At 70.7% G+C, this 24,438-nt stretch carries 18 protein-coding genes and 1 pseudogene; 15 read left to right on the top strand and 4 right to left on the bottom strand.

Features of this window, described 5'->3' with window-relative positions:
* The first annotated feature begins 39 nt into the window (after nucleotides 1-39).
* Nucleotides 40-2,145, top strand: coding sequence for a malate synthase G (locus PGN23_RS17395; protein WP_335304343.1), 2,106 nt, complete (start codon nucleotides 40-42; stop codon nucleotides 2,143-2,145).
* A gap of 216 nt (nucleotides 2,146-2,361) precedes the next feature.
* On the opposite strand, the gene PGN23_RS17390 is transcribed toward PGN23_RS17395, so the two are convergent.
* The 3 genes from PGN23_RS17390 to PGN23_RS17380 all read right to left on the bottom strand — a co-directional run bounded on the left by PGN23_RS17390 (nucleotide 2,362) and on the right by PGN23_RS17380 (nucleotide 5,721).
* A complete protein-coding gene (locus tag PGN23_RS17390) occupies nucleotides 2,362-3,336 on the bottom strand; it encodes a bile acid:sodium symporter family protein (protein WP_335304342.1) in 975 nt (324 codons plus the stop codon).
* A gap of 59 nt (nucleotides 3,337-3,395) precedes the next feature.
* On the bottom strand, nucleotides 3,396-4,541 hold the full coding sequence (nagA, locus tag PGN23_RS17385; protein WP_335304341.1) for an N-acetylglucosamine-6-phosphate deacetylase: 1,146 nt from the start codon (nucleotides 4,539-4,541) through the stop codon (nucleotides 3,396-3,398).
* Between the two features lie 133 nt (nucleotides 4,542-4,674).
* Entirely contained in the window at nucleotides 4,675-5,721 is a 1,047-nt protein-coding gene (locus PGN23_RS17380) for an SIS domain-containing protein (protein WP_335304339.1), read from the bottom strand.
* A 110-nt stretch (nucleotides 5,722-5,831) separates the two neighbouring features.
* On the opposite strand from PGN23_RS17380, the gene PGN23_RS17375 reads away from it, so the two are divergent.
* The 13 genes and pseudogenes from PGN23_RS17375 to PGN23_RS17320 all read left to right on the top strand — a co-directional run bounded on the left by PGN23_RS17375 (nucleotide 5,832) and on the right by PGN23_RS17320 (nucleotide 20,621).
* Complete coding sequence (locus PGN23_RS17375) at nucleotides 5,832-6,728, top strand: N-acetylmuramic acid 6-phosphate etherase (RefSeq protein WP_335304337.1); 897 nt, start codon at nucleotides 5,832-5,834, stop codon at nucleotides 6,726-6,728.
* Nucleotides 6,721-7,473, top strand: a complete 753-nt coding sequence (locus PGN23_RS17370; protein ID WP_335304335.1) for a GntR family transcriptional regulator — start codon at nucleotides 6,721-6,723, stop codon at nucleotides 7,471-7,473. The genes PGN23_RS17375 and PGN23_RS17370 overlap by 8 nt, the downstream gene beginning before the upstream one ends.
* A 244-nt stretch (nucleotides 7,474-7,717) precedes the next feature.
* Nucleotides 7,718-9,559, top strand: coding sequence for a M61 family metallopeptidase (locus tag PGN23_RS17365; RefSeq protein WP_335304333.1), 1,842 nt, complete (start codon nucleotides 7,718-7,720; stop codon nucleotides 9,557-9,559).
* An 87-nt stretch (nucleotides 9,560-9,646) separates the two neighbouring features.
* Nucleotides 9,647-12,289 (top strand): response regulator, encoded by a 2,643-nt coding sequence (locus tag PGN23_RS17360; protein WP_335304332.1) that lies wholly within the window; start codon nucleotides 9,647-9,649, stop codon nucleotides 12,287-12,289.
* A 456-nt stretch (nucleotides 12,290-12,745) separates the two neighbouring features.
* Nucleotides 12,746-13,324 (top strand): EF-hand domain-containing protein, encoded by a 579-nt coding sequence (locus tag PGN23_RS17355; RefSeq protein ID WP_335304330.1) that lies wholly within the window; start codon nucleotides 12,746-12,748, stop codon nucleotides 13,322-13,324.
* Nucleotides 13,321-14,460, top strand: coding sequence for a tRNA guanosine(34) transglycosylase Tgt (gene tgt, locus PGN23_RS17350; protein ID WP_335304328.1), 1,140 nt, complete (start codon nucleotides 13,321-13,323; stop codon nucleotides 14,458-14,460). Before PGN23_RS17355 ends, tgt begins: the two co-directional genes overlap by 4 nt.
* A complete protein-coding gene (locus PGN23_RS17345; protein WP_335304327.1) occupies nucleotides 14,457-14,666 on the top strand; it encodes a hypothetical protein in 210 nt (69 codons plus the stop codon). Before tgt ends, PGN23_RS17345 begins: the two co-directional genes overlap by 4 nt.
* Nucleotides 14,667-14,720: 54 nt before the next feature.
* Nucleotides 14,721-15,758 carry a cell wall hydrolase gene (locus PGN23_RS17340; protein WP_443019801.1) on the top strand — a complete coding sequence of 346 codons (1,038 nt, stop codon included), beginning with the start codon at nucleotides 14,721-14,723 and terminating at the stop codon, nucleotides 15,756-15,758.
* 60 nt (nucleotides 15,759-15,818) lie between these two features.
* Nucleotides 15,819-16,127 carry a hypothetical protein gene (locus PGN23_RS17335; protein WP_335304325.1) on the top strand — a complete coding sequence of 103 codons (309 nt, stop codon included), beginning with the start codon at nucleotides 15,819-15,821 and terminating at the stop codon, nucleotides 16,125-16,127.
* Nucleotides 16,128-16,273: 146 nt separating this feature from the next.
* Nucleotides 16,274-16,729 (top strand): hypothetical protein, encoded by a 456-nt coding sequence (locus PGN23_RS17330; RefSeq protein WP_335304324.1) that lies wholly within the window; start codon nucleotides 16,274-16,276, stop codon nucleotides 16,727-16,729.
* Nucleotides 16,672-17,433: pseudogene (locus PGN23_RS18455) on the top strand (matrixin family metalloprotease); the annotation flags it as partial. The gene PGN23_RS17330 and the pseudogene PGN23_RS18455, both read left to right, overlap by 58 nt.
* A gap of 109 nt (nucleotides 17,434-17,542) precedes the next feature.
* Entirely contained in the window at nucleotides 17,543-18,922 is a 1,380-nt protein-coding gene (locus tag PGN23_RS17325; RefSeq protein WP_335304323.1) for a calcium-binding protein, read from the top strand.
* Nucleotides 18,923-19,142: 220 nt separating this feature from the next.
* Complete coding sequence (locus PGN23_RS17320; RefSeq protein WP_335304322.1) at nucleotides 19,143-20,621, top strand: lipopolysaccharide biosynthesis protein; 1,479 nt, start codon at nucleotides 19,143-19,145, stop codon at nucleotides 20,619-20,621.
* Nucleotides 20,622-20,736: 115 nt separating this feature from the next.
* Here the strand turns inward: PGN23_RS17320 and PGN23_RS17315 are convergent, their stop codons facing one another.
* Complete coding sequence (locus PGN23_RS17315) at nucleotides 20,737-21,810, bottom strand: calcium-binding protein (RefSeq protein ID WP_335304321.1); 1,074 nt, start codon at nucleotides 21,808-21,810, stop codon at nucleotides 20,737-20,739.
* A gap of 384 nt (nucleotides 21,811-22,194) precedes the next feature.
* Here PGN23_RS17315 and PGN23_RS17310 point away from each other — a divergent pair, with 384 nt between their 5' ends.
* Nucleotides 22,195-24,405 (top strand): GumC family protein, encoded by a 2,211-nt coding sequence (locus tag PGN23_RS17310; RefSeq protein ID WP_335304319.1) that lies wholly within the window; start codon nucleotides 22,195-22,197, stop codon nucleotides 24,403-24,405.
* The last annotated feature ends 33 nt before the right edge of the window (nucleotides 24,406-24,438 follow it).

Raw genomic sequence — 24,438 nt, 5'->3', positions numbered from 1 at the left:
GCGTGGCGGAGCAATGACGGCTGACGACGGAGAGATGACGTGGCGGAGCGGTACGAGGATCGCGCAGGGCTGAAGGTCGCGGCGGCATTGGCGGCGTTCGTCGAGGAGCGTGCGCTGCCGGGGACCGGGATCGACGCGGCGGCATTCTGGCACGGCACGGCGAATATCTTCTCGACCTTCGCGCCGGAGAATGCGCGGCTGCTGGCGGTGCGCGACGCATTGCAGGCGAAGATCGACGTCTGGCACGACGATCGTGCGGGCAAGCCGATCGACCAGCGCGACTATCAGGCGTTCCTGCGCGAGATCGGCTATCTGGTCGAGGAACCCGCGCCGTTCGCGATCGGATCGCAGAACGTGGATGCGGAGATCGCGACCTCCGCCGGGCCGCAGCTGGTGGTGCCGATCCTCAACGCGCGCTTCCTGCTCAACGCCGCCAACGCGCGCTGGGGCAGCCTGTACGACGCGCTGTACGGCACCGATGCCCTGCCGGGCGCGCCGGCGGGGAAGGGGTATGACGCGACCCGCGGCGCGCAGGTGATCGCCTGGGCCAAGTCGTTCCTGGATCGCAGCGTGCCGCTGGCGCAGGGAAGCTGGCGCGACTGGCAGGGGGGCGAGCCGACGCTCGCCGACCCCGCACAGCTGGTCGGGCGCGCGGGCGACAACCTGCTGCTGCGCCACAACGGGCTGCATATCGAGCTCGTGATCGACCGCCACCATCCGATCGGGCGCGACGATCCCGCCGGACTGGCGGACGTGGTGCTCGAATCCGCGCTGACGACGATCGCGGACCTGGAGGATTCGATCGCCGCGGTCGATGCGGCGGACAAGGTCGCGGCCTATGCCAACTGGCTGGGGCTGATGAAGGGCGACCTGACCGAGACGTTCGAGAAGAACGGCGCGACGATGACGCGGCGGCTGAACGCGGACCGCGACTATGTCGCGCCCGACGGCAGCAACTTTACGCTGCCGGGGCGCAGCCTGATGTTCGTGCGCAACGTCGGCCATCTGATGACGACGCCCGCGGTGCTGCTGGCGGACGGCAGCGAGGCGCCCGAGGGGATATTGGACGCGATCGTCACCAGCCTCATCGCGATGCATGATAAGGGCACCAACAGCCGCGCGGGCTCGATCTATATCGTGAAGCCCAAGATGCACGGGCCGGAGGAAGTCGCGTTCACCGACCGGCTGTTCGATGCGGTCGAGGATCTGCTGGGCCTCGCACGGCACACGATCAAGGTGGGGGTGATGGACGAGGAGCGGCGCACCTCCGCCAATCTGGCGGCATGCATCCATGCGGTGAGGGACCGTATCGTCTTCATCAACACCGGCTTCCTGGATCGCACCGGGGACGAGATGCACACGTCGATGCGCGCCGGCCCCATGATCCGCAAGGGCGAGATGAAGAACGCCGGCTGGATCAAGGCGTATGAGGATCGCAACGTCCAGATCGGGCTCGCTTGCGGGCTGTCGGGCAAGGCGCAGATCGGCAAGGGGATGTGGGCCGCACCCGACCGCATGGCCGACATGCTGGAGCAGAAGGTCGCGCATCCGATGACCGGCGCGAACACCGCCTGGGTGCCGTCGCCCACCGCGGCGACGCTGCACGCGACGCATTATCACGACGTCGACGTCTTCGCACGGCGCGAGGCGCGGCGGGCGGAGGGCGTCACCGGGCTCGACGCGCTGCTCGACGTGCCGGTCGCGATCGGGCGCAACTGGCAACCGGACGAGGTGCGCGAGGAACTGGACAACAATGCGCAGGGTATCCTGGGCTATGTCGTGCGCTGGGTCGATCAGGGGGTGGGCTGTTCCAAGGTGCCCGACATCCACGACGTCGGGCTGATGGAGGACCGCGCGACGCTGCGCATCTCCAGCCAGCACATGGCGAACTGGCTGCGGCACGGCGTCGCCACCGCGGACGAGGCGGATGCGGCACTCCGGCGGATGGCGGCGAAGGTCGACGCGCAGAATGCGGGCGACGCGCTGTACGAGCCGATGGCGGGGCGCGAGGCGGACAGCCTGGCGTTCCAGGCGGCGCGCGCGCTGGTGTTCGAGGGAGAGACGCAGCCGAGCGGCTATACCGAGCCGCTGCTGCACCGCTTCCGTGCGCAGAAGAAGGCGGCCTTCCCGTCACCCCGGGCTTGACCCGGGGTCCCGCTTTTCCTCCTTCCCGCCGTTTGCAGAAGCGGGGCCCCGGCTCGATGCAAGACCTTTGCAAAAGGCTACGCCGTGCTCCTGCGCAGGCAGGAGCCCAGCGTTACAGGTCCCATAAGGCGTTGTTCTGCCTGGCCCCGGACTCCTGCCTGCGCAGGAGCACGGCGTGGATTCGATGCCGTTGCCCTGTTTTTGCAAAAGCCCCGCTCAAGGCCGGGGTGACGGTGCGGCCTCCCCCAGCCGCCGCGCGATCACCGCGCAGGCGATCAGCTGGATCTGGTGGAACAGCATCACCGGCAGGATGACCATGCCGACCTGCGCCGCGGGGAACAGTACCCCGGCGATCGGCACGCCGGAGGCCAGGCTCTTCTTCGACCCGCAGAACAGCAGCACGATCGCATCGGCGCGCGGCAGCTTCAGCGCCTTCGCCGCATACCAGGTCGCCGCCAGCACGACCGCGAGCAGCACGCCGCCGATCGCGAGCAGTACCGCGAGATCGGCGCCCGACACGCGGTGCCACAGCCCGTCCGCCACCGCCGCGCCGAACGCGGTATAGACGACGAGCAGGATCGACCCGCGGTCGACCGTCGTCACCAGCGACTTGCGCCGCGCGATCCACGGCGCGGTCCAGCGGCGCGACAAATGGCCGACGACGAACGGGGCGAGCAGCTGGAGCACGATCCCCTCCGCCTGCGCGAGCGAGACGTGCGCCTGGCCGGCGCCCTTCATCAGCAAGGTGACCAGCAGCGGGGTGACGACGATCCCGGCGAGGTTGGAGAAGCTGGCGCTGCACACCGCCGCGGCGACATTGCCGCGCGCGATCGAGGTGAAGGCGATCGACGACTGGACGGTCGACGGCAGCAGCGTCAGGAACAGCACGCCTGCCGCCAGCAGCGGATCGAGCAGCGGCAGCGCCGTCATGCCCAGCCCCAGCAGCGGAAACAGCACGAAGGTGGTGGCGAACACCGCGGCGTGGAGGCGGACGTTGCGCAGGCCGTCGACGATCGCCGCGCGCGACAGCTTCGCGCCGTGGAGGAAGAACAGCAGCACGATCCCCGCATCCGCCGCCCAGCCGAACCCCGTCGCCGCCGCGCCGACCGGCGGCAGCACCGACGCGATCGCCACGGTGGCGAGCAGCATCAGGACGAAGGGTTCGAAGACGGCGAGGATCCTGCGCAGCATGTCAGCGCCTTAGGGGCTGCGACGACGAAACGGAACCGTCCGTCATGACGAGATCGGCGCTACTCCCCCGCGTCCGATCGCTCGCCCGCGATCCAGGTGGCGGTGACGCGGCGCTCGTCGTTCCAGTGGACCAGGTCCGCCATCAGTCCGGGGCGGATCGCGCCGCGTACGTCGGCCATGCGCAGGAAGGCGGCAGGGTTGCCGCTGGCCAGCCGCGATGCCTCCACGATCGAGCAGTCCATCAGGTCGATCGCATTGCGCACCGCCTGCGCCATGCTGAGCGCGGAGCCGGCGAGCGTGCCGTCGGGGCCGCGGCAGGTGCCGTCGACGACGCGGATCGCCTGCCCCATGAGCGTAAACCCGCCCGCGCTGCCGCCGACCGGGGGCATGGCATCGGTGACCAGCATCACGCCGTCCGCACCCCGCGCCGCCAGCGCGACGCGGCAGGTGGCGGGGTGGACGTGGACGCCGTCGACGATCAGGCCGAAGTGCGTGCCGCGATCCTCCAGCGCGGCGCCGACCATGCCCGGCGCGCGGCTGGCGAGGCCGGTCATCGCGTTGAACAGGTGGGTGAACCCCGCCAGCCCGGCGCGGATGGCGGCGCGAGTGCGGTCGTAGTCGGCCATGCTGTGCGCGGCGGCGACGATCACGCGCGCGGCGGCCAGCGCGCGGATCGCGGCATCGTCGGTCAGCTCGGGCGCGATCGTGACGAGGCGGACGCCCGCGGTGGGGGCGGTCAATCGGGCGATCACGGCATCGTCGATCGCCGTGAAGACGCCGGCGTCGTGGATGCCCTTCTTCGCGGGGTTGAGGTGCGGCCCCTCGATATGGAGTCCCAGCACGCCGGGCACCTGCGCGGCGAGCGCGGCCTCGCCCGCGGCGATGGCGGCATCGACCACCGCGGGGCGGTCGCTGATGAGCGTGGGGAGCAGGCCGGTGGTGCCGTAACAGCGGTGCGCGGCGGCGATGGCGCGGATGCCCTCGACGGTGGGCGCGTCGTTGAACAGCACGTCGCCGCCGCCGTTGACCTGCGTATCGATGAACCCGGGGAGGAGCCAGCCGCCGCCGAGGTCGACGCGCCCGATGCCGGTGCGGATCGCGGCGTCGGGGACGATGTCGCGGATGCGCGCGCCGTCGATCAGCAGCGCATGCCCTTCCGCGACGCCATCGGGGAGGACGATGCGCGCGCCGGTTAGGGCCTTCATCGCCCTTTCCTCCCGGAGCGATGCCGTGCGCCTGCGAAGGCAGGAGCCCAGGGTTCAGCAGAGCCACGGCGGCTGGGATCAGCAACCCTGGGCTCCGGCGTTCGCCGGAGCACAAAAAGCGTGGGGCTGCGCATCACAGCGTCCTCGTGACCTTGGCGAGATGCGGGGGCTGGTCGGGGTCGCGGCCCCGCGCGCGGGCGAGATGTTCGGCAAGGCCGTAGAACGCCTGCAATTCCGCGATCGCCGCGACGACGGGGTCGTCCGCCTCACCTGCCGCGGGGAGGACGAGCGTCGCGCCGCCGACCGCATCCGCCGGGCCGGTCGCGATCACCCGAGCCCCGCGCGCGGCGAAGTCGGCGATGCGCTCCGCCACCCCGGCGCGCGCGGCATCGGCGGGGGCGAAGACCAGCACCGGATCGCCGGCGCCGATCAGCGTCATCGGCCCGTGCGCGACCTCCGCCACGCTGAACGCCTCGGCATGGAGGCCGGAGGTTTCCTTGAGCTTGAGCGCCGCCTCGCCCGCGATCGGCAGCGTCGGCCCGCGCCCGAGCACCAGCAGCGAGGCGGCCCCGGTCAGCAGCGGGATCGCCGCGCCCCAGTCCTGCGCCGCCGCGGTGTCGAGCCGGTCGGCGACGGTGGCGAGCGCGGCCCGGAGGCCCGCGTCGCCGCTCCATTCCGCGGCCAGATGGACCAGCGCCACCAGCGTCGCGATCAGCGACTTGGTCGCGGCGACGCTGCGTTCCGCGCCGGCGTGGACGGGGATCGCGATGTCGGCGAGCGTGGCGAGCGGGGAGGCGGCGTCGTTGACGATCGCGACCACGACAGCGCCCTGCGCCTGCGCGTCCTGCGCCGCGGCGATCAGGTCGGGGCTCTTCCCCGATTGCGAGATCGCGATCAGCGGCACGCCTGCGAACCTCGGCGAGGTGGCGTGGTAGAGCGAGCCGATCGAGGGCGAGTGGCTGAGCACCGGCACGCCCGCGCGCGTCTCCAGCAGCACCTTCGCGAAGGCGGCGGCCTGATCCGAACTGCCGCGCGCCAGAGTCGCGGCGAAGGGCGGGCCGAGCGCGCGCAACCGCTCGCCCGCCGCGCGCACGAGGTCGGCGTTGCGGGTCAGCTGCTCGCGAACGCGCAGGGGTGCCTCCAGCATCTCGGCGCGCATCAGCGTGGTCGAACCTGTCATGATCCCGCTCTACCATGCACGCATGACGGTTCAATGGTATCCGAATGGTACGGGCATAACCGCGGGTCATCTTTACAGGATGACCGGGTTCGTGGTCTGATAATGGCATCATGAGTACCGAGACCAACGATCCCCGCTTCGCGCATATCGACCAATGGCCGCTGGCCGATGCGGTGCAGGCGATGTGGGAGGGGCAGCTGGCCGCGGTCGCCGCCGTCCAGTCTCAGGTCCCCGCGATCGCCGCCGCCGCGGAGGCCGCCGCCACCCGGCTGGGGCGTGGCGGGCGGCTGGCCTATGCCGGCGCCGGCACGTCGGGGCGGATCGCGGTGCAGGACGGGGTGGAGCTGTACCCCACGTTCAACTGGCCGCAGGAGCGGCTGGTCTTCCTGATGGCGGGGGGGCTGTCCGCGCTGACCGAGGCGGCGGAGGGGGCGGAAGACGACGGCGACGCGGCGCGGCGCGCGGTGGCCGAGGCCGGGCTGGGCGCAGCGGACGTGCTGGTCGCGGTGGCGGCGAGCGGGCGCACGCCCTTCACGCGCGCGGCGGTGACGGCGGCGCGCGCGGCGGGGGCGCTGACGATCGCGCTGGCGAACAATGCCGGCGCGCCGCTGCTGGCGGATGCCGAGCATGCGCTGCCGGTCGACACGGGGACCGAGTTGATCGCGGGATCGACGCGGATGAAGGCGGGGACCGCGCAGAAGGCGGTGCTCAACATGCTGTCGACCGCGATCATGCTGCGCCGCGGGCTGGTCCACGACGGGCTGATGGTCAACATGCGCGTGTCGAACGACAAATTGCGCGCGCGCGCCCAGCGGATGGTGGCGGAGATCGCGGGCGTGGAGGCCGATGCGGCGGCGACGGCGCTGGCGGCGGGGGGCGAGGAGATCAGGAACGGCGTGCTGATCGCACTGGGCGCGGCGCCGGGCGAGGCCGCGGCGCTGGTGGCGCGGCACGATACGCTGCGTCAGGCGATGGCGGCCTACGGGCAAGGCATCCGGGATGCGTGAGCTGCTCGCCGCGCGCGAGGGGGACGCGACGCCGCTCTACCTGCAACTGGCGCGCAACCTGCGCCAGCATCTGGCGAGCGGGGCGATCGACGCCGGCAGCGCGCTGCCGTCCGAGCGCGACCTGAGCGCGGTGACGGGCATGTCGCGCGTGACCGTGCGCAAGGCGATCGAGCAGCTGATCGCGGAGGGCGTGCTGGTCCGCAAGCAGGGGTCTGGCACGTTCGTCGCGCGGCGGATCGATGCGGCGGGATCGGTGCTGTCGAGCTTCAGCGACGATGCGCGCGCGCGCGGCGAGGATCCGGGGACGGTCTGGATCAGCAAGGCGTACGGCGAGCCGACCGAGGAGGAGGCCGCGGCGCTGGGCGTCGCCGCGGGCACGCGCGTGGCGCGACTGGGGCGGGTGCGGTTGTCGGGGGGCGAGCCGCTGGCGATCGAACATGCGGTGGTGCCCGCGCACCACCTGCCGCGGCTGGAGGCGGTCGACACCTCGCTCTACGCCGCGCTGGCGGCGGCGGGGGTGCGGCCCGCGACGGGCACGCAGCGGCTGCGCGCGTGCCTCGCCACCCCGACCGAGGCGGGGATATTGAGCGCGCGCGCGAACGCCGCGGTGCTGCGGATCGAGCGCGTGACGCGCACCGCGGCGGGCGAGGCGGTGGAATTCACGCGGTCGGTCTATCGCGGGGATCGCTACGATTTCGTGTCGGAACTGAGCGGACTGCCGGGCGGGGGGACGACGGCGGATTAGGCGCCGAGCGCAAAGGCCGGAGGGCCTGCGTTCGCGAAAGCAGGGTGCGCTTGCCGCTCCCGGTCGGTCATGCCCGCGAAGGCGGGGGCGCGTCCGGGTTTCCTCCGCCGTACGGGCTTGAGAACCCGCGGGCGGGCGCGATGTTGTGTGGCGGGGATCGCGACGGCTATCCTGCCGCCGAGGACGGGGTCGAAGACAGGGCCGAAGACGGGGTCGAAGACGGGGACGAAGACAGGGAATGACGATGCGGGCGACGATCGGGGCATGGCTGCTGCTGGGACTGGGGCTGGGGCTGGCGCCGGCGGCGGGGACGGCGGCACAGGCGCAGGGGACGCCGCCGCCGCCGGTGCGCTACGAGGTCGCCTTCCCCGATCCGGCGCATCATCTGGCGCGCGTGACCGCGACATGGCGCGGCGTGCCGGCGGGGCCGCTGCGCGTGCAGATGTCGCGCTCGTCGCCGGGGCGCTACGCGCTGCACGAATTCGCCAAGAACGTGTTCGACGTGCAGGCGGTCGACGGCGCCGGACGGGCGCTGGCGGTGACGCGCAGCGACCCCTATGGCTGGAGCGTCGCGGGGCATGACGGGACCGTGCGCGTCACCTATTCGCTGTACGGCGACCGCGGCGACGGCACCTATGCCCAGATCGACGCGACGCACGCGCACCTGAACATGCCGGCGACGCTGATGTGGGCCACCGGCTATGACGCCGCGCCGGTCGAGGTCGGCTTCGCCCCCGCCGATCCGTCATGGAAGATAGCGACGCAGCTGATCGCGGTGCCGGGCGCCCCCCACCGCTACCGCGCGCGCGACCTGCAATATCTGATGGACAGCCCGGTCGAGTTGTCGGACCATATGGTGCGCGAGTGGAAGATCGGCGACCAGACCATGCGCATCGCCGCGCATCATCCCGGTAGCGCGGCGCAGATGGACCAGCTGGCGACGCAGGTGCAGAAGCTGGTGCCGCAGCACGCCGCGCTGTTCGGCGAATGGCCGCGCTTCGACGGCGGCAGCTATACCTTCATCGCCGATTACGTGCCCCAGATCAGCGGTGACGGGATGGAGCATCGCAACTCGACGATCGTGACCACGCCGACCCCGCTGGGCGGCGACAATGCCGCGCAGCTGGGCACGATCTCGCACGAATTCATCCACGCCTGGAACGTCGAGCGGATGCGCCCGGCGGAACTGGAGCCGTTCGATTTCTCGCGCGCGAACGCCACGCCGTCGCTGTGGCTGGCGGAGGGGTTCACCAGTTACTACGGCCCGCTGATGCTGCGCCGGGCGGGGCTGAGCGACGTGGACGCGTTCCTGGCGGAAATGTCGGAGCAGTATGACGGCATCCTGCGCTCCCCCGCGCGCGCGTTCGCGGGACCGCAGGAGGCGAGCATCCGCGCACCGCTGGCCGATGCCGCGACCTCGATCGATCCGGTCGCGCCGCAGGCGCGGATTTCCTATTATCCGTACGGCGCGGTCGTCGGCATGCTGCTGGACCTGTCGATCCGACAGCGCTTCCCGACGCTGACGCTCGACGATTACATGCGGCACCTGTGGCGCACCTTCGGCCGGACCGAGACGCCGTACCGCCCCGACGACCTGCGCCGCGCGCTGGCGCAGGTGACCGGGGACGCCGCGTTCGCGGACGCGTTCTTCGCGCGGTCGATCGCGGGGCATGAATTGCCCGACGCCGCGCCGCTGCTGGCGCAGGCGGGGCTGGTGGCGCGACCCGCGAACCCGGGCCGGGCGTGGATCGGCGCGCCCAAGGCGAGCGCGATTGCCGGCGGGGTGGTGCTGGCTGCCGCGCCCGCGGTCGGATCGCCGCTGTATGCCGCGGGCGCGGACAAGGGCGACCGCCCGGTGCTGCTGGGCGACGCCGCCATCGCGACCGCGGCGGATTGGGAGGCGGCGCTCGCGCGGCTGACGCCCGGCGCGCGCGTCCCCGTCCGCTTCGTCCAGCGCGGGCGCGAGCGGCAGGCGGTGCTGACGGTGGCGACCGATCCCGCCGTCGCGATCGTGCGGATGGAGACGGCCGGGCAGACGCCGACCGCGGCGCAGCGCGCGTTCCGCGAGCGCTGGCTGGGGCGCTGACGGGCGACGCGACGAGGTGCGCGAGCGGGACGGCGACGTACCCAGCTTCCGATTGACAGCCCCGTTGGTGGCGCGCACGTGGACGGGATGACGCGCGCCGATTCATCGCATCCGCCCGATGTGACGTCGAACCCCTCCGCCTGGCCGATCGGGGGCGGCGACACGGGGGCGCTGGTGCGCGCGTTCGACTGGGCCGCCACGTCGCTGGGACCGATCGCCGACTGGTCGCGCGAACTGCGCGCGACGGTGTCGAACATCGTCAATTCGCCGGTGGCGAAGGTGCTGATGTGGGGGCCGGACCACGTCATGATCTATAACGAGGGCTATAGCGTGATCGCGGGGGCCAACCACCCGCGCGCGCTGGGCCGGACGGTGCGGGACGTCTGGCCCGACCTGTGGGACTGGAACCGCGAGATCCTGCGCCGCGGTTTCGCGGGCGAGGTCCTTTCCTATCGCGACCAGGCGATGACGCTGGTGCGCGGCGGTATCGCGCAGGAGGTGTTCCTCGACCTGTTCTACACCCCCGTCTACGACGCGGACGGTGCGGTGGGCGGGGTGATGTGCACCGCGCTGGACAATACCGACCGGCTGCTGCTGAAGCGGGAGCTGGAGGCGAACGTCGTCGCGCTGGGCGAGGCGAACGCGCGCTTCCGCTCCGCGATCGAGGCGACGCACGGCGTGCTGTGGACCAATGACGCGGCGGGGCGGATGACCGGCGAGCAGCCGGGCTGGGCGATGCTGACCGGGCAGACGAAGGCCGAGTATCACGGCTATGGCTGGGCCGATGCGGTCCACCCCGACGATGCCCAGCCGTCGATCGCGGCGTGGCAGCGCGCGGTCGCGACCAAGTCGACCTTCGTGTTCGAGCATCGCGTGCGGCGGCATTGCGGCGAGTGGCGCACCTTCGCGATCCGCGGCGTGCCGCGGCTGGATGCCTCGGGCGAGATCGCGGAATGGGTCGGCGTCCACACCGACATCACGCACCAGCGCTCCGCCGAGGCGGCGCTGCGCGACCATGCCGAGCAGCTGGAGCGGCAGGTGCGCCACCGCCAGCGCGCCGAGGACCAGCTGCGCCACCTGAACGAGACGCTGGAGGCGCGCGTCATCGCCGAGATCGGATCGCGCCGCGCGGCCGAGGCGAAGCTGATGCAGGCGCAGAAGATGGAGACGGTCGGCAAGCTGACCGGCGGCGTCGCGCACGATTTCAACAACCTGCTCCAGGTCGTGTCGGGCAACCTCCAGCTGCTGATGAAGGACGTGGCGGGGAACGAGCGCGCCGAGACGCGGGTCGCCAACGCCATGGCGGGCGTGTCGCGCGGGTCGCGGCTCGCCGCGCAGCTGCTGGCGTTCGGACGACGGCAGGCGCTGGAGCCGAAGGTGGTCAACGTCACCCGCTTCGTGGGCGGAATGGACGACATGCTGCGCCGCGCGATCGGCGAGGGGATCGAGATCGAGACCATCGTCGGCGGCGGGCTGTGGAACACCTTCATCGATCCCGGCCAGATCGAGAATGCGCTGCTGAACCTGGCGATCAACGCGCGCGACGCGATGGACGGGCAGGGCAGGCTGACGATCGAGCTGGCGAACGCGCATCTCGACGACGATTACGCGCGCACCCATGACGAGGTGACACCGGGGCAATATGTGATGCTGGCGGTGACCGACACCGGCAGCGGCATCCCGCCCGAGATCGTCGACAAGGTGTTCGAGCCGTTCTTCTCCACCAAGGCGGAAGGGAAGGGGTCGGGGCTGGGGCTGTCGATGGTCTATGGCTTCGTCAAACAGTCCGGCGGGCACGTGAAGATCTATTCGGAGCCGGGGCACGGCACCTCGATCAAGCTGTACCTGCCGCGCGCGATGCAGAGCGAGGACATGGAGGTCGCGGTCGATACCGGCCCGATCACCGGCGGGACCGAGACGGTGCTGGTGGTCGAGGACGACGACGAGGTGCGCGCCACCGTCGTCGAGCTGCTCGCCGACCTGGGCTACCGTGTGCTGAAGGCGGTGGATGCGCAAAGCGCGCTGAGCGTGATCGAGAGCGGGATCCCGATCGACCTGCTGTTCACCGACGTGGTGATGCCGGGGACGCTGAAGAGCCCCGAGCTGGCGCGACAGGCGCGCGAGCGGCTACCCGACATCGCGGTGCTGTTCACCAGCGGCTATACGGAAAACTCGATCGTCCATGGCGGGCGGCTCGATGCGGGGGTCGAGTTGCTGTCGAAGCCGTACACGCGCGAGGCGCTGGCGCGGAAGTTCCGCCACGTGCTGGCCAATCAGGGGCAGCGGCGGCAGGTGGCGGCTCCGGCGCCGGTGGTGAGCCCGGTCGTGACGAAGGCGACCGGCCGTACCGTCCTGCTGGTCGAGGACGATGCGCTGATCCGCGCCGCCACCGCGGAGGCATTGCAGGACGGCGGTCACGTCGTGGTGGAGGCGGCGAGCGCGGAGGAGGCGATGGCCGCGCTCCAGACCGCGCCGATCGACGTGCTGATGACCGACATCCATCTGCCGGGCAGCTCGGGGATCGAGCTGGCGGCGCGCGCGCGGCTGATCCGCGAGGGGATCCGCGTGGTGGTGGCGAGCGGCGACACCGCGGGGGTGTCGGGCGCGCTGCCCGGCGCGGCCGTGCTGGCCAAGCCGTACAGTGCCGCGCAACTGCTGGCGATGATCGCGGGCGAAGCGGGCGTGGCGACCGCGCCCGCGCCAAGGCGCGCGCTGGAGGGCGAGGGCTGAGCCTTGCCGTCATGCCGGGCTCGTCCCGGCATCCGGGGTCGCGCACGCGTCGTTTGCCCGATCGCGCGGAACCCCGGCCCCCGGGACAGGCCGTGACCTTCGCGAAACTCAGTTCCCTGTTCCCCGGCGAAGGCGGGACGTTTGCAAAGGGCTACACCGTGCTCCTGCGCAGGCATGAGCCCAAGGTTGCCGGTCCCTACAGGCGTTGGTCTGCCTGACCCCTGGGCTCCTGCCTGCGCAGGAGCACGGCGTGGGCTCGGTGCCGTTGCACCCGTTTTGCAAAGGTCCCGCCTTCGCCGGGGAACGGCAAAATTGTCGAGCGATCCACGACGTTCGCAGAGGTCCCGGACATGCGCGGGGTGGCGGAGCGATGGGGAACGACGGCTCGGCCGATCAGCAGGGCGTCATGACGGTTCGGCTTGTCAACGCGCCCTCCGCTCTGCCACGGGGGCGGGCATGATCGCGTTGTTTCTCGCGCTGGCCGCTGCCGCCACGCCTCCCCAGCAGGACGGCCCGCCGATCGTGGTGAAGGGGCCGCAGCCCGCGCAGCCACAGACGCCGGCGACGATGGTGGTGGAGCCGGTGGCGATGATGATCGCGACGTTCGACCGCGACGGCGACGCGCTGGTCGACCGATCGGAGATGCTGGCCGGGGTGCGCGCCTCGTTCGAGGCGGTGGACACTGCGAGGACGGGCCGGCTGCGCTACATCGCCTTCGCCGATTGGGCCGAGCGGTTCCTGGGCGATCGCAACGCGCTGCCGAGCCCCTTCGAGGTGGATCGCGACAGCGACGGGCAGATCACGCTGGAGGAATTGCAGGACCAGTTCTCGCGGCTGTTCGCGCGCTACGACAAGGACGGCAGCAAGACGATCAGCCGCGCGGAGCTGGTGACGTACCGCACCGGGCCGGTGGATGCGCGCGGACCCACTGCGGGGCGGCGGCCCGAACCCAAGGAGGCGCCCGCCGGACGCCGCGGCCGGCGCGGTGCGCCGCCGCCGCCGCCGGCGCCTGCCGACAAGGACGACACCCCGTGAGCCGCTTCGCCTTCTGCGTCACCGCCACCGATGGCGCGGCGCGGACCGGCGCGATCGCGATGGAGCGCGGTGTCATCCGCACGCCCGCCTTCATGCCGGTCGGCACCGCCGCCACCGTCAAGGCGATGAAGCCCGCCGATGTCGAGCGTGCGGGTGCGGACATCATCCTGGGCAATACCTATCACCTGATGCTGCGCCCCGGCGCGGAGCGGGTCGCGCGGCTGGGCGGGCTGCACCGCTTCATGGGGTGGGAGAAGCCGATCCTGACCGACTCGGGCGGCTATCAGGTGATGAGCCTGTCGGCGCTGACGAAGCGGTCGGAGGAGGGGGTGGCGTTCGCCTCGCACCTCGACGGCACGCGGCACATGATTACCCCGGAACGCTCGATCGAGATCCAGCGGCTGCTCGGCAGCAACATCGTCATGGCGTTCGACGAGCTGGTGCCGACCACCTCCCCGCGCGAGGTGCAGGCGGCCGCCATGGAACGCTCGATGCGCTGGGCAAGGCGGAGCCGCGACGCGTTCGACGGCGGCGGCGACCATGCCGCGCACAACGCGATCTTCGGCATCCAGCAGGGGGCGCTGGACGAGGGGCTGCGCCGGGCGAGCGCGGACGCGCTGATCGACATCGGGTTCGACGGCTATGCGATCGGCGGGCTGGCGGTGGGCGAGGGGCAGGAGGCGATGTTCGGCTGCCTCGACTTCGCGCCCGCGCAGCTGCCCGAAGACCGCCCGCGCTATCTGATGGGCGTGGGCAAGCCGACCGACATCGTCGGCGCGGTGGAGCGCGGGGTCGACATGTTCGACTGCGTCATGCCGACGCGCTCGGGACGGACCGGACAGGCGTTCACCCGGGCCGGGCCGGTCAACATCCGCAACGCGCGCTTCGCCGAGGATCGGGGGCCGCTCGACCCGGAATGCCGGTGCGCGGTGTGTGGTACCTGGACCCGCGCCTATGTCCACCATCTGGTGCGCGCGGGCGAGATGCTGGGCGCGATGTTGATGACCGAACACAATATCGCCTTCTACGAGGCGTTGATGGCGGACCTGCGCGCGGCGATCGCGGGCGGGACGCTGACGCCGTTCGCCAATGATTTCCGTGCGCGCTATGGCGCCGCCAAAGGAGAGTCCGCGTGACCGACGACACCACCGAACCCAACGAGATCCTGGCCACCGTCGCCGCCGCCAAGGCGCATGAGGAGGCCGCGACCGGCAAGGGCGAGGAGCAGGCGCGCGCGCGCCGCTGGCAGCTCGGCAAGACCTGGCTGGGGGTGGGCATCGGATCGGCGGCGGTCGCAGCGGCGGTGCTGTTCGCCAACGCGCGCAGCGAAAACAAAAAGTAACCCCGCGCGGGGTAGGGCATCGCGCGGCGCGCCGCATCCCGTGGTGCGCGGGAGATGCGCGTGCCCCCTGTCGCCCTGACGTCGCACCGGCCGGGACCCGGCATGGCGCCCGCGCGCCGCACGCTGGCGGTCGTGGCCGCGGCGATCGTCGTCGCGCTGGGGGCGTTTTCGGCGCAGGCGGCGCTCCTGCTGCTCGCGCCGGGGCGGCCGGCGCCACCCGCGGTGAGCCGGGTCGTGCCGCCGCCCGCGGTACGGACGCTATTGCCGTCGCCCGCGCGCGGCGCGACCGGCACCGCGCCGCTGCCGCCGGAGCCGCCCCGGGGGCTGCCGTTTCCGTCCCCCGCGGAGGAGGGCAGCGCCGTGGCGGCGCTGCCGTTCTCGCTGCGCGGGATCGGCGCGGCGGATCGCGGCCGCGCGGTCGAATGCCTCGCCGCGGCGATCTATTACGAGGCCGCGTCGGAGCCGGTCGACGGCCAGCGCGCGGTGGCGCAGGTGGTGCTCAATCGCGTCCGCCACGCCGCCTTTCCGCCGACGGTATGCGGCGTGGTGTACCAGGGATCGGAGCGCGCCGGCTGTCAGTTCAGCTTCGCGTGCGACGGCGCCATGGCCCGCGCCCCCGCGCGCGACGGCTGGGCGCGCGCGACTCGGATCGCCGCGGCGGCGCTGGCGGGCACGGTCTATGCGCCGGTCGGGCTGGCGACCCATTATCACACCTACGCCGTGACGCCGGCATGGAACCGCAGCCTGGTGATGACCGATGCGGTGGGGGCGCATTTCTTCCATCGCTGGCGCGGCTATTGGGGGACGAGCGCGGCGTTCGCCAGGCGCTATCGCGGGCACGAGCCGGTGCCGGGGCCGCATCCCGCGGCGACCGCCGCGAGGGTCGCCGCGGTGGTGGCGGAGGAGGGGGCGGTCCCGGCGGTCGCGATCGTCCCGCCGCGCGCGGCGGCGAGCATCGCCAGGCCCGCGCCCCTGCCCCTGTCCCTGTCCCTGTCCCTGTCCTCGCCTCTGCCCGCCACCGCCCCGACATCGCCGGAGGCGCAGATCCTCGAGCGCTGGCGCGATTCGGGGCGGCCGCTCACGCGGAACTGAGCGTCAACGCGGCGTTTACCAACTTCTATCTATGGTCCCGCGGCAAGGAGCGACGTTCCCATGTCATCGGACGACCAGTATCAGATCCTGCAGGCCGCGCGCGACGAGGCGAAGCGGATCATCGCGGCGACCGCCACGGCGAAGCCCGACACGCACGTCACGATCCCCGCCGCGCAGTTCCACAAGCTGGGCCAGCTGCTCGACTATGTCGCCACGTGCGCGCAGGGCGAGGCCGACCGCTTCGACGCGCCGATCGACGGCATCCGCTTCTGGGTGCCGCTGCATTATCTGGAGCTGGAACGGGCCCGCACCGCGGAGAGCCAGCCCGGCGCGCTTCAGCAGGCACTCGACCGGCTGATGATGAGTTGAACCGGGCGGGCCTTCGAACCGTGCCAAAATCGCGCCCAAAATAAGTTAATGGCTGATTGACGGAACCGTCGCGCTCCACGACCATGATGGCTGCGTGAACGGAGAATGACGGCTTGCCCGACTGGGTGAATGCCCTTCCTGGATTGATGACGTTGGGGGCAGCCGCGGCGCCGGTCCCCGCGGGCACGCCGGCCAGGCTGTGGTGGGGCATGGAGCGGATCGCGCTCGTCTGCATGGCCCCTGTTTCCGATTCCGAATCCGCCGCGGGCACGCCCGCCTGGTGCGGTGACGCGCTGGACGAGGTGCGCCGCGGCGCGCCGGTGCCGGTCGCGCGCGCCGACCGGCCCGCCACGCAGGCGGGCACCATCAACATCCTGCTGACGCTGGAGGCCGACCGCACGCTGACGCTGCGGATCGAGCCCGCGTCGGCACTCGACGATTCGCAAGGGGCCTATGTCCGCCACGGCCTGAGTGTTCCCGCATCGACCCACGAAGCCGGGGCGATGCGGGGGGCGCTGGCGCGGGCCCTCGGCGATGCCCTGCCATGGCGGTCCGCCGCCCGGCGGGGAGCAGGGAGGGTGGCCGGACCACCCAGAGCGTAACGGGAGAAGAAAAAATGGCAGGGGTTGCATCGGGCATTCACTACGAAGGTGACTGGCCCAGCGTGCGGGGCGAGACGGTCGACGCGGCATCGCTCGATCCGAATGCGGGCGGCAGCTATATGGGCAAGCCGATCTGGGACGTGACCCAGATCGCGCAGAACCTGAACCGCACGGGCTACAGCTGGTATCTGAACCAATATGGCGAGCTGAACGACGGCGTCCTGAACTTCGGCTTCTGGAAGAACCTGGCGGAGCTGCAGAACAGCTATTACGTCAACGAGACGTCGACCGACTCCTTCAGCGAGGTGAACGAGAAGACCTTCTCCGCGTTCAACGACGGCCAGAAGGAACTCGCCCGCCAGACCATGGCGCTGTGGGACGACCTGGCCAACATCAAGTTCAGGGAAACGAAGTCCGGCGACGCCGACATCACCTTCGGCAATACCTCCACGGGTGGTGCGCAGGCCTATGCCTATCTGCCGTTCGGCAACATCTACGATGCCGAGTACAAGCCGGCCGGTTTCAACCAGATCGGCAAACTGTCCGGCGACGTGTGGATCGACGGGTTCGTCGCGTCGAACTTCTCGCCGCTGCGCGACAGCTATTATGCGAAGACGACCGTCGTCCACGAGGTCGGGCACGCGCTGGGCCTGAGCCATCCGGGCGATTACGACGCGCTCGACGGCCAGCCGATCAGCTACAAGAACAGCGCCAAATATGCGCAGGATTCCGCCCAGTACAGCATCATGAGCTACTGGGACGCCTATGAGACCGGCGCGCAGCACATCGACTTCACGCTGCTGAACTTCGCTTATGCCGCGACCCCCGCTGATCCACGACATCGCCGCGATCCAGCGCATCTACGGCGCCGATCCGACGACCCGGACCGGCAACACCGTCTATGGCTTCAACTCGACCGCGGGGCGCAACGAATTCGACTTCGCGCTCAACACGCGGCCGATCGTCGCCATCTACGACGCCGGCGGCAACGACACGATCGACTTCTCGGGCTGGAACACGCCCTCGACGATCGACCTCAACCCGGGCGCCTTCAGCTCGGGCGGCGGTGCGGCGAAGTTCCTGACGCTGGAGGAGGTCAATGCGGCCCGCGCCGCGGCCGGACTGCCCGCCCGCACGCAGGCGACCTACGACTTCTACGAAGCGCTGAAGAAGGAGTACGGGATCACCAGCTCGCTGTTCAAGGACAACATCTCGATCGCGTACAACACGATCATCGAGAATGCGATCGGCGGCGGCGGCGACGACCTGCTGATCGCCAACGAGGCGGCCAACGTGCTCGACGGCCGCGGCGGCAACGACACCGCCAGCTTCGTCACCTCGTCGAAGGGGCTGTACATCAGCATGTCGACCGGCAAGGCCGGCTACGATACGCTCATCGGCATCGAGAACATCATCGGTTCGACCAAGGACGACTACATCACCGGCGACGCGGGCAACAACGTCATCAACGGCGGCGGTGGCCGCGACCTGATGAACGGCGGGGCCGGGATCGATACCGTCAGCTATGCCACCGATACGGCGGCGGTGCGTATCGAACTGGCCAACGGTCGCGGCGGGCTGGGTGCCACCGGCGACATCATGAACAACTTCGAGAATGCGATCGGCACGGCGTTCAACGACATCGTCAACGGCAGCGCGGTCGCCAACCGCCTGGTCGGCGGCGCCGGCAACGACGTGATGCAGGGGCTGGACGGCAACGACTATCTCCAGGGTGACGAGGGCAGCGACGCGCTGTTCGGCGGCAACGGCAACGATTCGCTGCTGGGCGGCGCGGGCGACGACTTCCTGATCGGCGGCGCGGGCGACGATTCGCTGCGCGGCGGGCTGGGGCGTGACACGTTCCTGTTCGCTCCCGCATCGGGCAGCGACCGTCTGGTCGACTTCGATCCGGGTCAGGACAAGATCGTGCTGACCAGCGCATCCTCGCTGGCGGTGCCGGGCGGCGACTTCGACGTGACCGCGTTCCTGGGCGGGCTCGCCGCGCTGAAGGGCAACGGCCAGACCGCGCGCTTCGCCGATTACGACGGCAACGGCGACGGCACGGCCGATGCGGTGCGCGTCACCACCGCGAGCGGTGGGATCATCACGATCGAGGCGTGGACGATCGCGTCGCTGACGCAGCGCGGCTATCTCGACACGAACGGGCAGGTGCTGGGCGGCTGGCTGGTGTAACCCGCCACCTTTACCCATCGGGTCGTTCCGGCCCGTCGCGGGGCGGCCCTCCCATCGCGGGGAGGGCCGCCCCTTTTTTGTGTTCGCCGTTTGCCGTATGCCGCGGCGCAGCACGCCCGAGACATGCGAACGACAATGGCCCTTCCGCGACGCCCTTGCGTCGTGGAGGCGGATGGGGAAGGGCGCCGGGTCTTGCCGACGGATCGTGGGGGACGTGTTCATGGGTATGTCGGTCAAGGCGCCGCTGTTCTGGTCGACCGCGTCCAGCGTGGGTGCGCAGCTGGTGTCGTTCGTGGCCTTCGCGGTGCTCGCCCGCACGCTGGGGGCGGAGACGTTCGGGCTGGTCGCGCTGGCGGCGTCGGTCGTCGACCTGCTGCTGATCCTGAGCAGCGCGGGGATCGCGGATGCGCTGGTGCAGCGCGCGACGCTGGACGAGGATGAGGCGGCGACCGCCTTCTGGGCGAACATGGCGCTCGGGCTCGCGTTCTGCGTGCTGGTGCTGGCGCTGGCCGAGCCGATCGCGGATTTCTATCACCGTCCGGAGCTGGCGCCGGTGGTGCGCGCGCTCGCGCTGGTGTTCCTGCTGACCCCGCTGGGGGTGATGCACAACGCCCGCCTGACCCGCGACATGAACTTCCGCGCGCTCGCGTTCCGCAACGTCGCCGCCAACGTGACCGGCGCGGTCGTCGGCATCGTCATGGCGCTGATGCACTTCGGCGCGTGGGCGCTGGTGGGACAGCGGCTGGTGATGGCGACGGTGCTGGCGGTGCTGGCGTGGACGGCGACTCGCTGGGTCCCGCGGCTGGTGTTTCGCGCGGGCGCCTTCATGAGCTTCCTTCGCTTCGGCGGGTATCTGTCGCTGTCGCAGCTGTTCATCATGCTCAACGGGCGGATCGCGGAGCTGCTCAGCGGCGTCTATTTCGGGCCCGGCGTCGTCGCGTTCATCCGTGCCGGCGGGCGCGTGATAGACGTGCTGAACCAGCTGACCTTCGCGCCCTTCCACCAGATCGCGATGCCGATGCAGGCGCGCGTCCAGCACGATCCCGTCCAGCGCAACGCGGTCTATGTGCAGCTGAGCCGCATGTCCGCGCTGTTCATGTTTCCCTGCTTCATGGGCGTATTCGCGCTGGCGCCGCCGATCGTGGAGGTCGTGTTCGGCCCCGGCTGGGGCGGGGCATCCGACGCCATGCGCATCCTGGCGCTGGCGGTGGTGCCGTTGCAGGTCAACGTGCTGTTCATCGCCGCGCTGGCGGCGGCGGGCCGGTCGAAGCTGGTGCTCGGCTGGTCGATCGGGCAGGCGGCGCTCGGCATCGCGCTGGTCGTCGCGGTGGCGCCCTGGGGATGGGAGGCGATGCTGGCGGTCAACGTGGTGCGCGCCTATCTGCTGCTTCCGCTGGCGATGATCCTCCAGCGGCGCGTGCTGGGCGTCGGCATCATGGTGGTGCTGCGCAGCGTTCGCCCGGCGGCGGTCAGCGCGGTGGCCATGGCCGCCGCGGTGGGGCTGGCCGATACCGCGCTGACGCCCGCGCTGTCGGCGCTGCTTCGCCTCGTCCTGCTGGTCCCGGCCGGGGGGGCGATCTTCTTCGCCGCCTATCTGCTGCAGGATCGCAGCGGTATCGCGATGATCCGGCAGTTCGTGCAGAACCGCCGCCTGCCGATCGATCCCTCGCCCGCCGATGCGGGCAGCACCGAGGTATAGGCCGGATCGACACCCGGCCCCGGGTACCCGACGACCGCCGCGCCGTCCGGCCTCGACAAAAAAAGGGCCGGCCGGTCACCCGACCGGCCGGCCCCTTTCGCCTCGATCGCCCGGCTTACAGCAGCGTCTGCCAGTCGGCGATCTTGACGCATGCCAGCAGCACGTCGCCGCCCGACGACAGGTGCAGCAGCGTGCCCGCGCTGCTGTAGCTGCTGCCGGTGATGGTGATGCCCTCCATCAGCTTGATCTTGTCATAGCCCTTTTCGAAGTCCTTGATGACGTCGCAGCCCTTCGACGCCCAGCCGAACGCGAAGGTGTCGCGGCCTGCGCCGCCCCACAGCGTGTTGTTGCCCGAGCCGCCGACGAGCACGTCGTTGCCCCAGCCGCCGACCAGGCAGTCGTTGCCCGCACCGCCCCACAGCTTGTCGTTGCCCCAGCCGCCGAACAGCTTGTCGTTGCCGCCGACCGATGCGTTGGCATCGGCGACATAGCTGACCGACTTCAGCGTGAACTCGCTGTACGGCAGGCTGGCGCCCGGGCTGTTCTTGATCGAATCGGGCAGGCCGGGGCGCTGCGGCGCGATGTCGAGCGCCGGGGTGAGCTCCACGCCGGCGATGTAGCGGCCGCCGAAGTCGGCGCTGTCGAGCGCGATCGTCAGCTCGCCGTTGTTGGGCGTGGCGCTCGCGACGCCCTGCACCTGCGCCGTGCTGCCGTCGGTGAAGGACACGGTGAGGTTCACCTTCTCCGGGGTCGGGGTCCATTCCAGCAGGATCTCGCGATACAGCTGCTTGACGGTCACCTCGACATGGGTCTGCGCGGTCTCGAACGACAGGCCGATCTTCTCGGGCGTGTCGTTGTAGGCGTCGATCTCCTTCGTCCAGCCTTCCTTGGGCGCGCCGTCGCTGGGCGACAGGATGCTGGCGCCGTTGTAGCGCGACAGGACGCCACCCTGCGCGGTGACGGTCATCCCGGTCAGCGCCATGCTGGTCGCGGTCGAGGAGACGTTGGTCCAGGTGGCGTCGGCGGTGAAGTCGGCATTGTAGGTCTTGGCGTCCGGCGCCTTGTCGCCATAGACCCAGTCGTTGCCCCACAGCGCGAAGATCGTGTCCTTGCCGTTGGACCCGGTGATCGTGTCCTGCTTGAAGGTGCCGATGGTGAGTTGGCCGAACAGCGCCGCCAGAATGCCCATGATGTGTCCCCGTTTACCCGTTGCTAACCGGACGGTGTTCTTGTCGCGCCGGGCACCGCGGGGAAGGGCAAAGGGTGGTAAAGACTGAAACCTCCTGTCCCAAAACGAGCACGAAACTGCCATTCCGGGTCATTGCGGCGCGAAGTGTCCGGCATTGGGACGGTGCGGCGTCGCCCTCGTCGACTCCGATCGGCCGTTGCTGCGGCGCGATGCGTGCGAGCAAATCGCCTTGTGGCGCCCGACCATCTTTCATACGGTCGTCGGACGATGGGGCGGTGACGCTGCGTCGTCATGTCGATTCGCGCGTCCCGCGGCGCGGATCGGGACGGGATCGTGCTGGGGTGCGGGCGCGCGGCGCGACCGCAAGAGGAACGTGACGAAAACATGGCGACCATGACCGACAACGGCGGCCAGGACTATGGCTTCCAGCGCACGGCGCGCGAGAAGCGTTCGCTGCTGCCCGATCCCAAATATGTGCTCATGATCTTCCGCCGGCGGCTGTGGCTGTTCCTGGCGGTCGCCGCGCTCGCGGCGGCGGCGGTGATCTACGCGGTCATGTCGGCGACGCCGGTCTATATGGCGACCGCCAGCGTGCTGATCGAACCGGGCAAGACCGAGGTGATCGATCTGGGCAACGTCGTCCAGGGGCTGCCCGCCGACAGCAACGTCGTCGATACCGAGGCGCGGATCATCGGCTCGCCGACCGTCGGGCTGGCGGTGGTGCGCCAGCTGCACCTCGATCGCGACCCGGCGTTCGTCGGCGCGGCGGCACCGGGCGCGGCGCCGGCGATCGAAAGCGCAGGGGTGACGGCGGCGGAGCGTCGCGCGACCGCGGCGGTGCTCGGCCGGGTGACGGTGCGCCGCGCCGGGCTGACCTATGTCATCGACATCACCGCGCAGTCGAGCGATCCGTCGGAGGCCGTCGCGATCGCCAATGCGTTCGCCCAGCAGTTCATCGCGTTGCAGGCGGCGCGCAAGATGGACGTGTCCGAAAATGCCGCCGCCTTCGTCAGCAAGCGCGCCGACGAGCTGCGCGCGCAGGCGGTGGCGGACGATGCCGCCGTCCAGCGCTATATGATCGCGAACAACCTGATGAGCGCGCAGGGCGCGACCATGGCGGAGCAGGAAGTGTCCTCGCTCAACCAGCAGATCGCGCAGGCGCGGGCCGAGCTGGCGTCCGAGCGCGGCAAGCTGGCCGCGGCGCGCGGGCAGCTGGGGCGTGGCGGCGGCGGGGCCGACATCGGCGCGGTGCTGTCGTCCGACACCATCCGCCAGTTGCGCGGGCAGGAGGCGCAGGCCAGCGCCGAGCTCGCCGCGCTCCAGTCGCGCTACGGCGAATTGTACCCGGATGTGCAGAAGGCGAAGCAGAACCTCGCCGACGTGCGCGACCAGATCACCGCGGAGCGGCAGCGCATCATCTCCACCTTGCAGGCGAACGTGCAGGTCGCGGCGTCGCGGCTGGCGTCGCTGGAGGGCAGCGAGGCGCAGTCGCGCGGCGCGCTGGCGGCGAACAGCTCCGCGCAGGTCGGCCTGCTGGAGCTCCAGCGCAAGGCCGAGGCGAGCAAGACGATCTATTCCGCGTTCCTGCAACGCGCGAAGGAAACCGCCGCCACCAGCAACCTGCCTCAGGCGGACGCGAGCATCTCCTCGCTGGCGCGGCTGCCCGACAGTCCCAGCTGGCCCAACCGCCGCCTGGGCGCGATCGCCGCGCTGGGGCTGGGCGTGCTGCTCGGGCTGGTCGCGATCGCGGTCGCCGAATATCTCGACAACAGCATCGGCACGCGCGAGGACGTCGTCAGCCGGCTCGACGCGCCGTATGCAGGGGCGATCCCCGATCTCAATTCGGTGGTGACGCGCGACAATCGCGGCGTTCCGCCCCATGTCTACGTCCTGTCTCATCCCTTTTCCGCGTTCGCCGAGGCGCTGCGCACGATCGGCGCCTTCACGCTGGGACGCGCCGGGGGCGAAGGCGAAGGCGGCGGCGGCGGTGGCGGCGGCGGTCGCGTGGTCGCGATCACCTCCCCGCTGCCGCGCGAGGGCAAGACCACGCTGTCGATCTGCCTGGCGCGGGTGCTGGCGATGGGCAATCGCCGCGTCGTGCTGATCGATGCCGATCTGCGGCGCCATTCGGTCAGCGACATGATCGTGCCGGGGCAGGGCGAACGCCTGCTGAAGGTGCTGAGCGGCGAGATGCGGCTGGAGGACGCGCTGGTGAAGGACGAGGCGACCGGCCTGATGGTGCTGCCCACCGCCGGCATCACCGGGACGCAGGACTTCCTGGTGCCCGAGCGCGTGACCGAGCTCTACGCGCGGCTGAAGCGCGAGTTCGACGTCGTCATCGTCGACACCGCGCCGCTGCTGGGCGTGGTGGATACCCGCGTGCTGACGCGCTTCGCCGATGCGACGCTGCTCATCACGCGGTGGCGCAAGACCGCGATCAAGGCGGGGCAGGCGGCGCTCGACATGCTGGACGAGGCGGGGGCGAACGTCGCCGGCGTCGCGCTGTCGCAGGTCGACGTGCGCCAGTACGCCAGTACCGGCCACGCCGACACCTATGGCTATTACAAGAAGTTTACCGGATATTACGTGAACTAGGCTAGGGCTCTGCTGCGTCACCGGGCCGATCGG

The organism is Sphingomonas adhaesiva (genome assembly GCF_036946125.1).
Taxonomy (GTDB): Bacteria; Pseudomonadota; Alphaproteobacteria; order Sphingomonadales; family Sphingomonadaceae; genus Sphingomonas; species Sphingomonas adhaesiva_A.
This window is presented reverse-complemented; position numbering and strand designations above follow the sequence as displayed.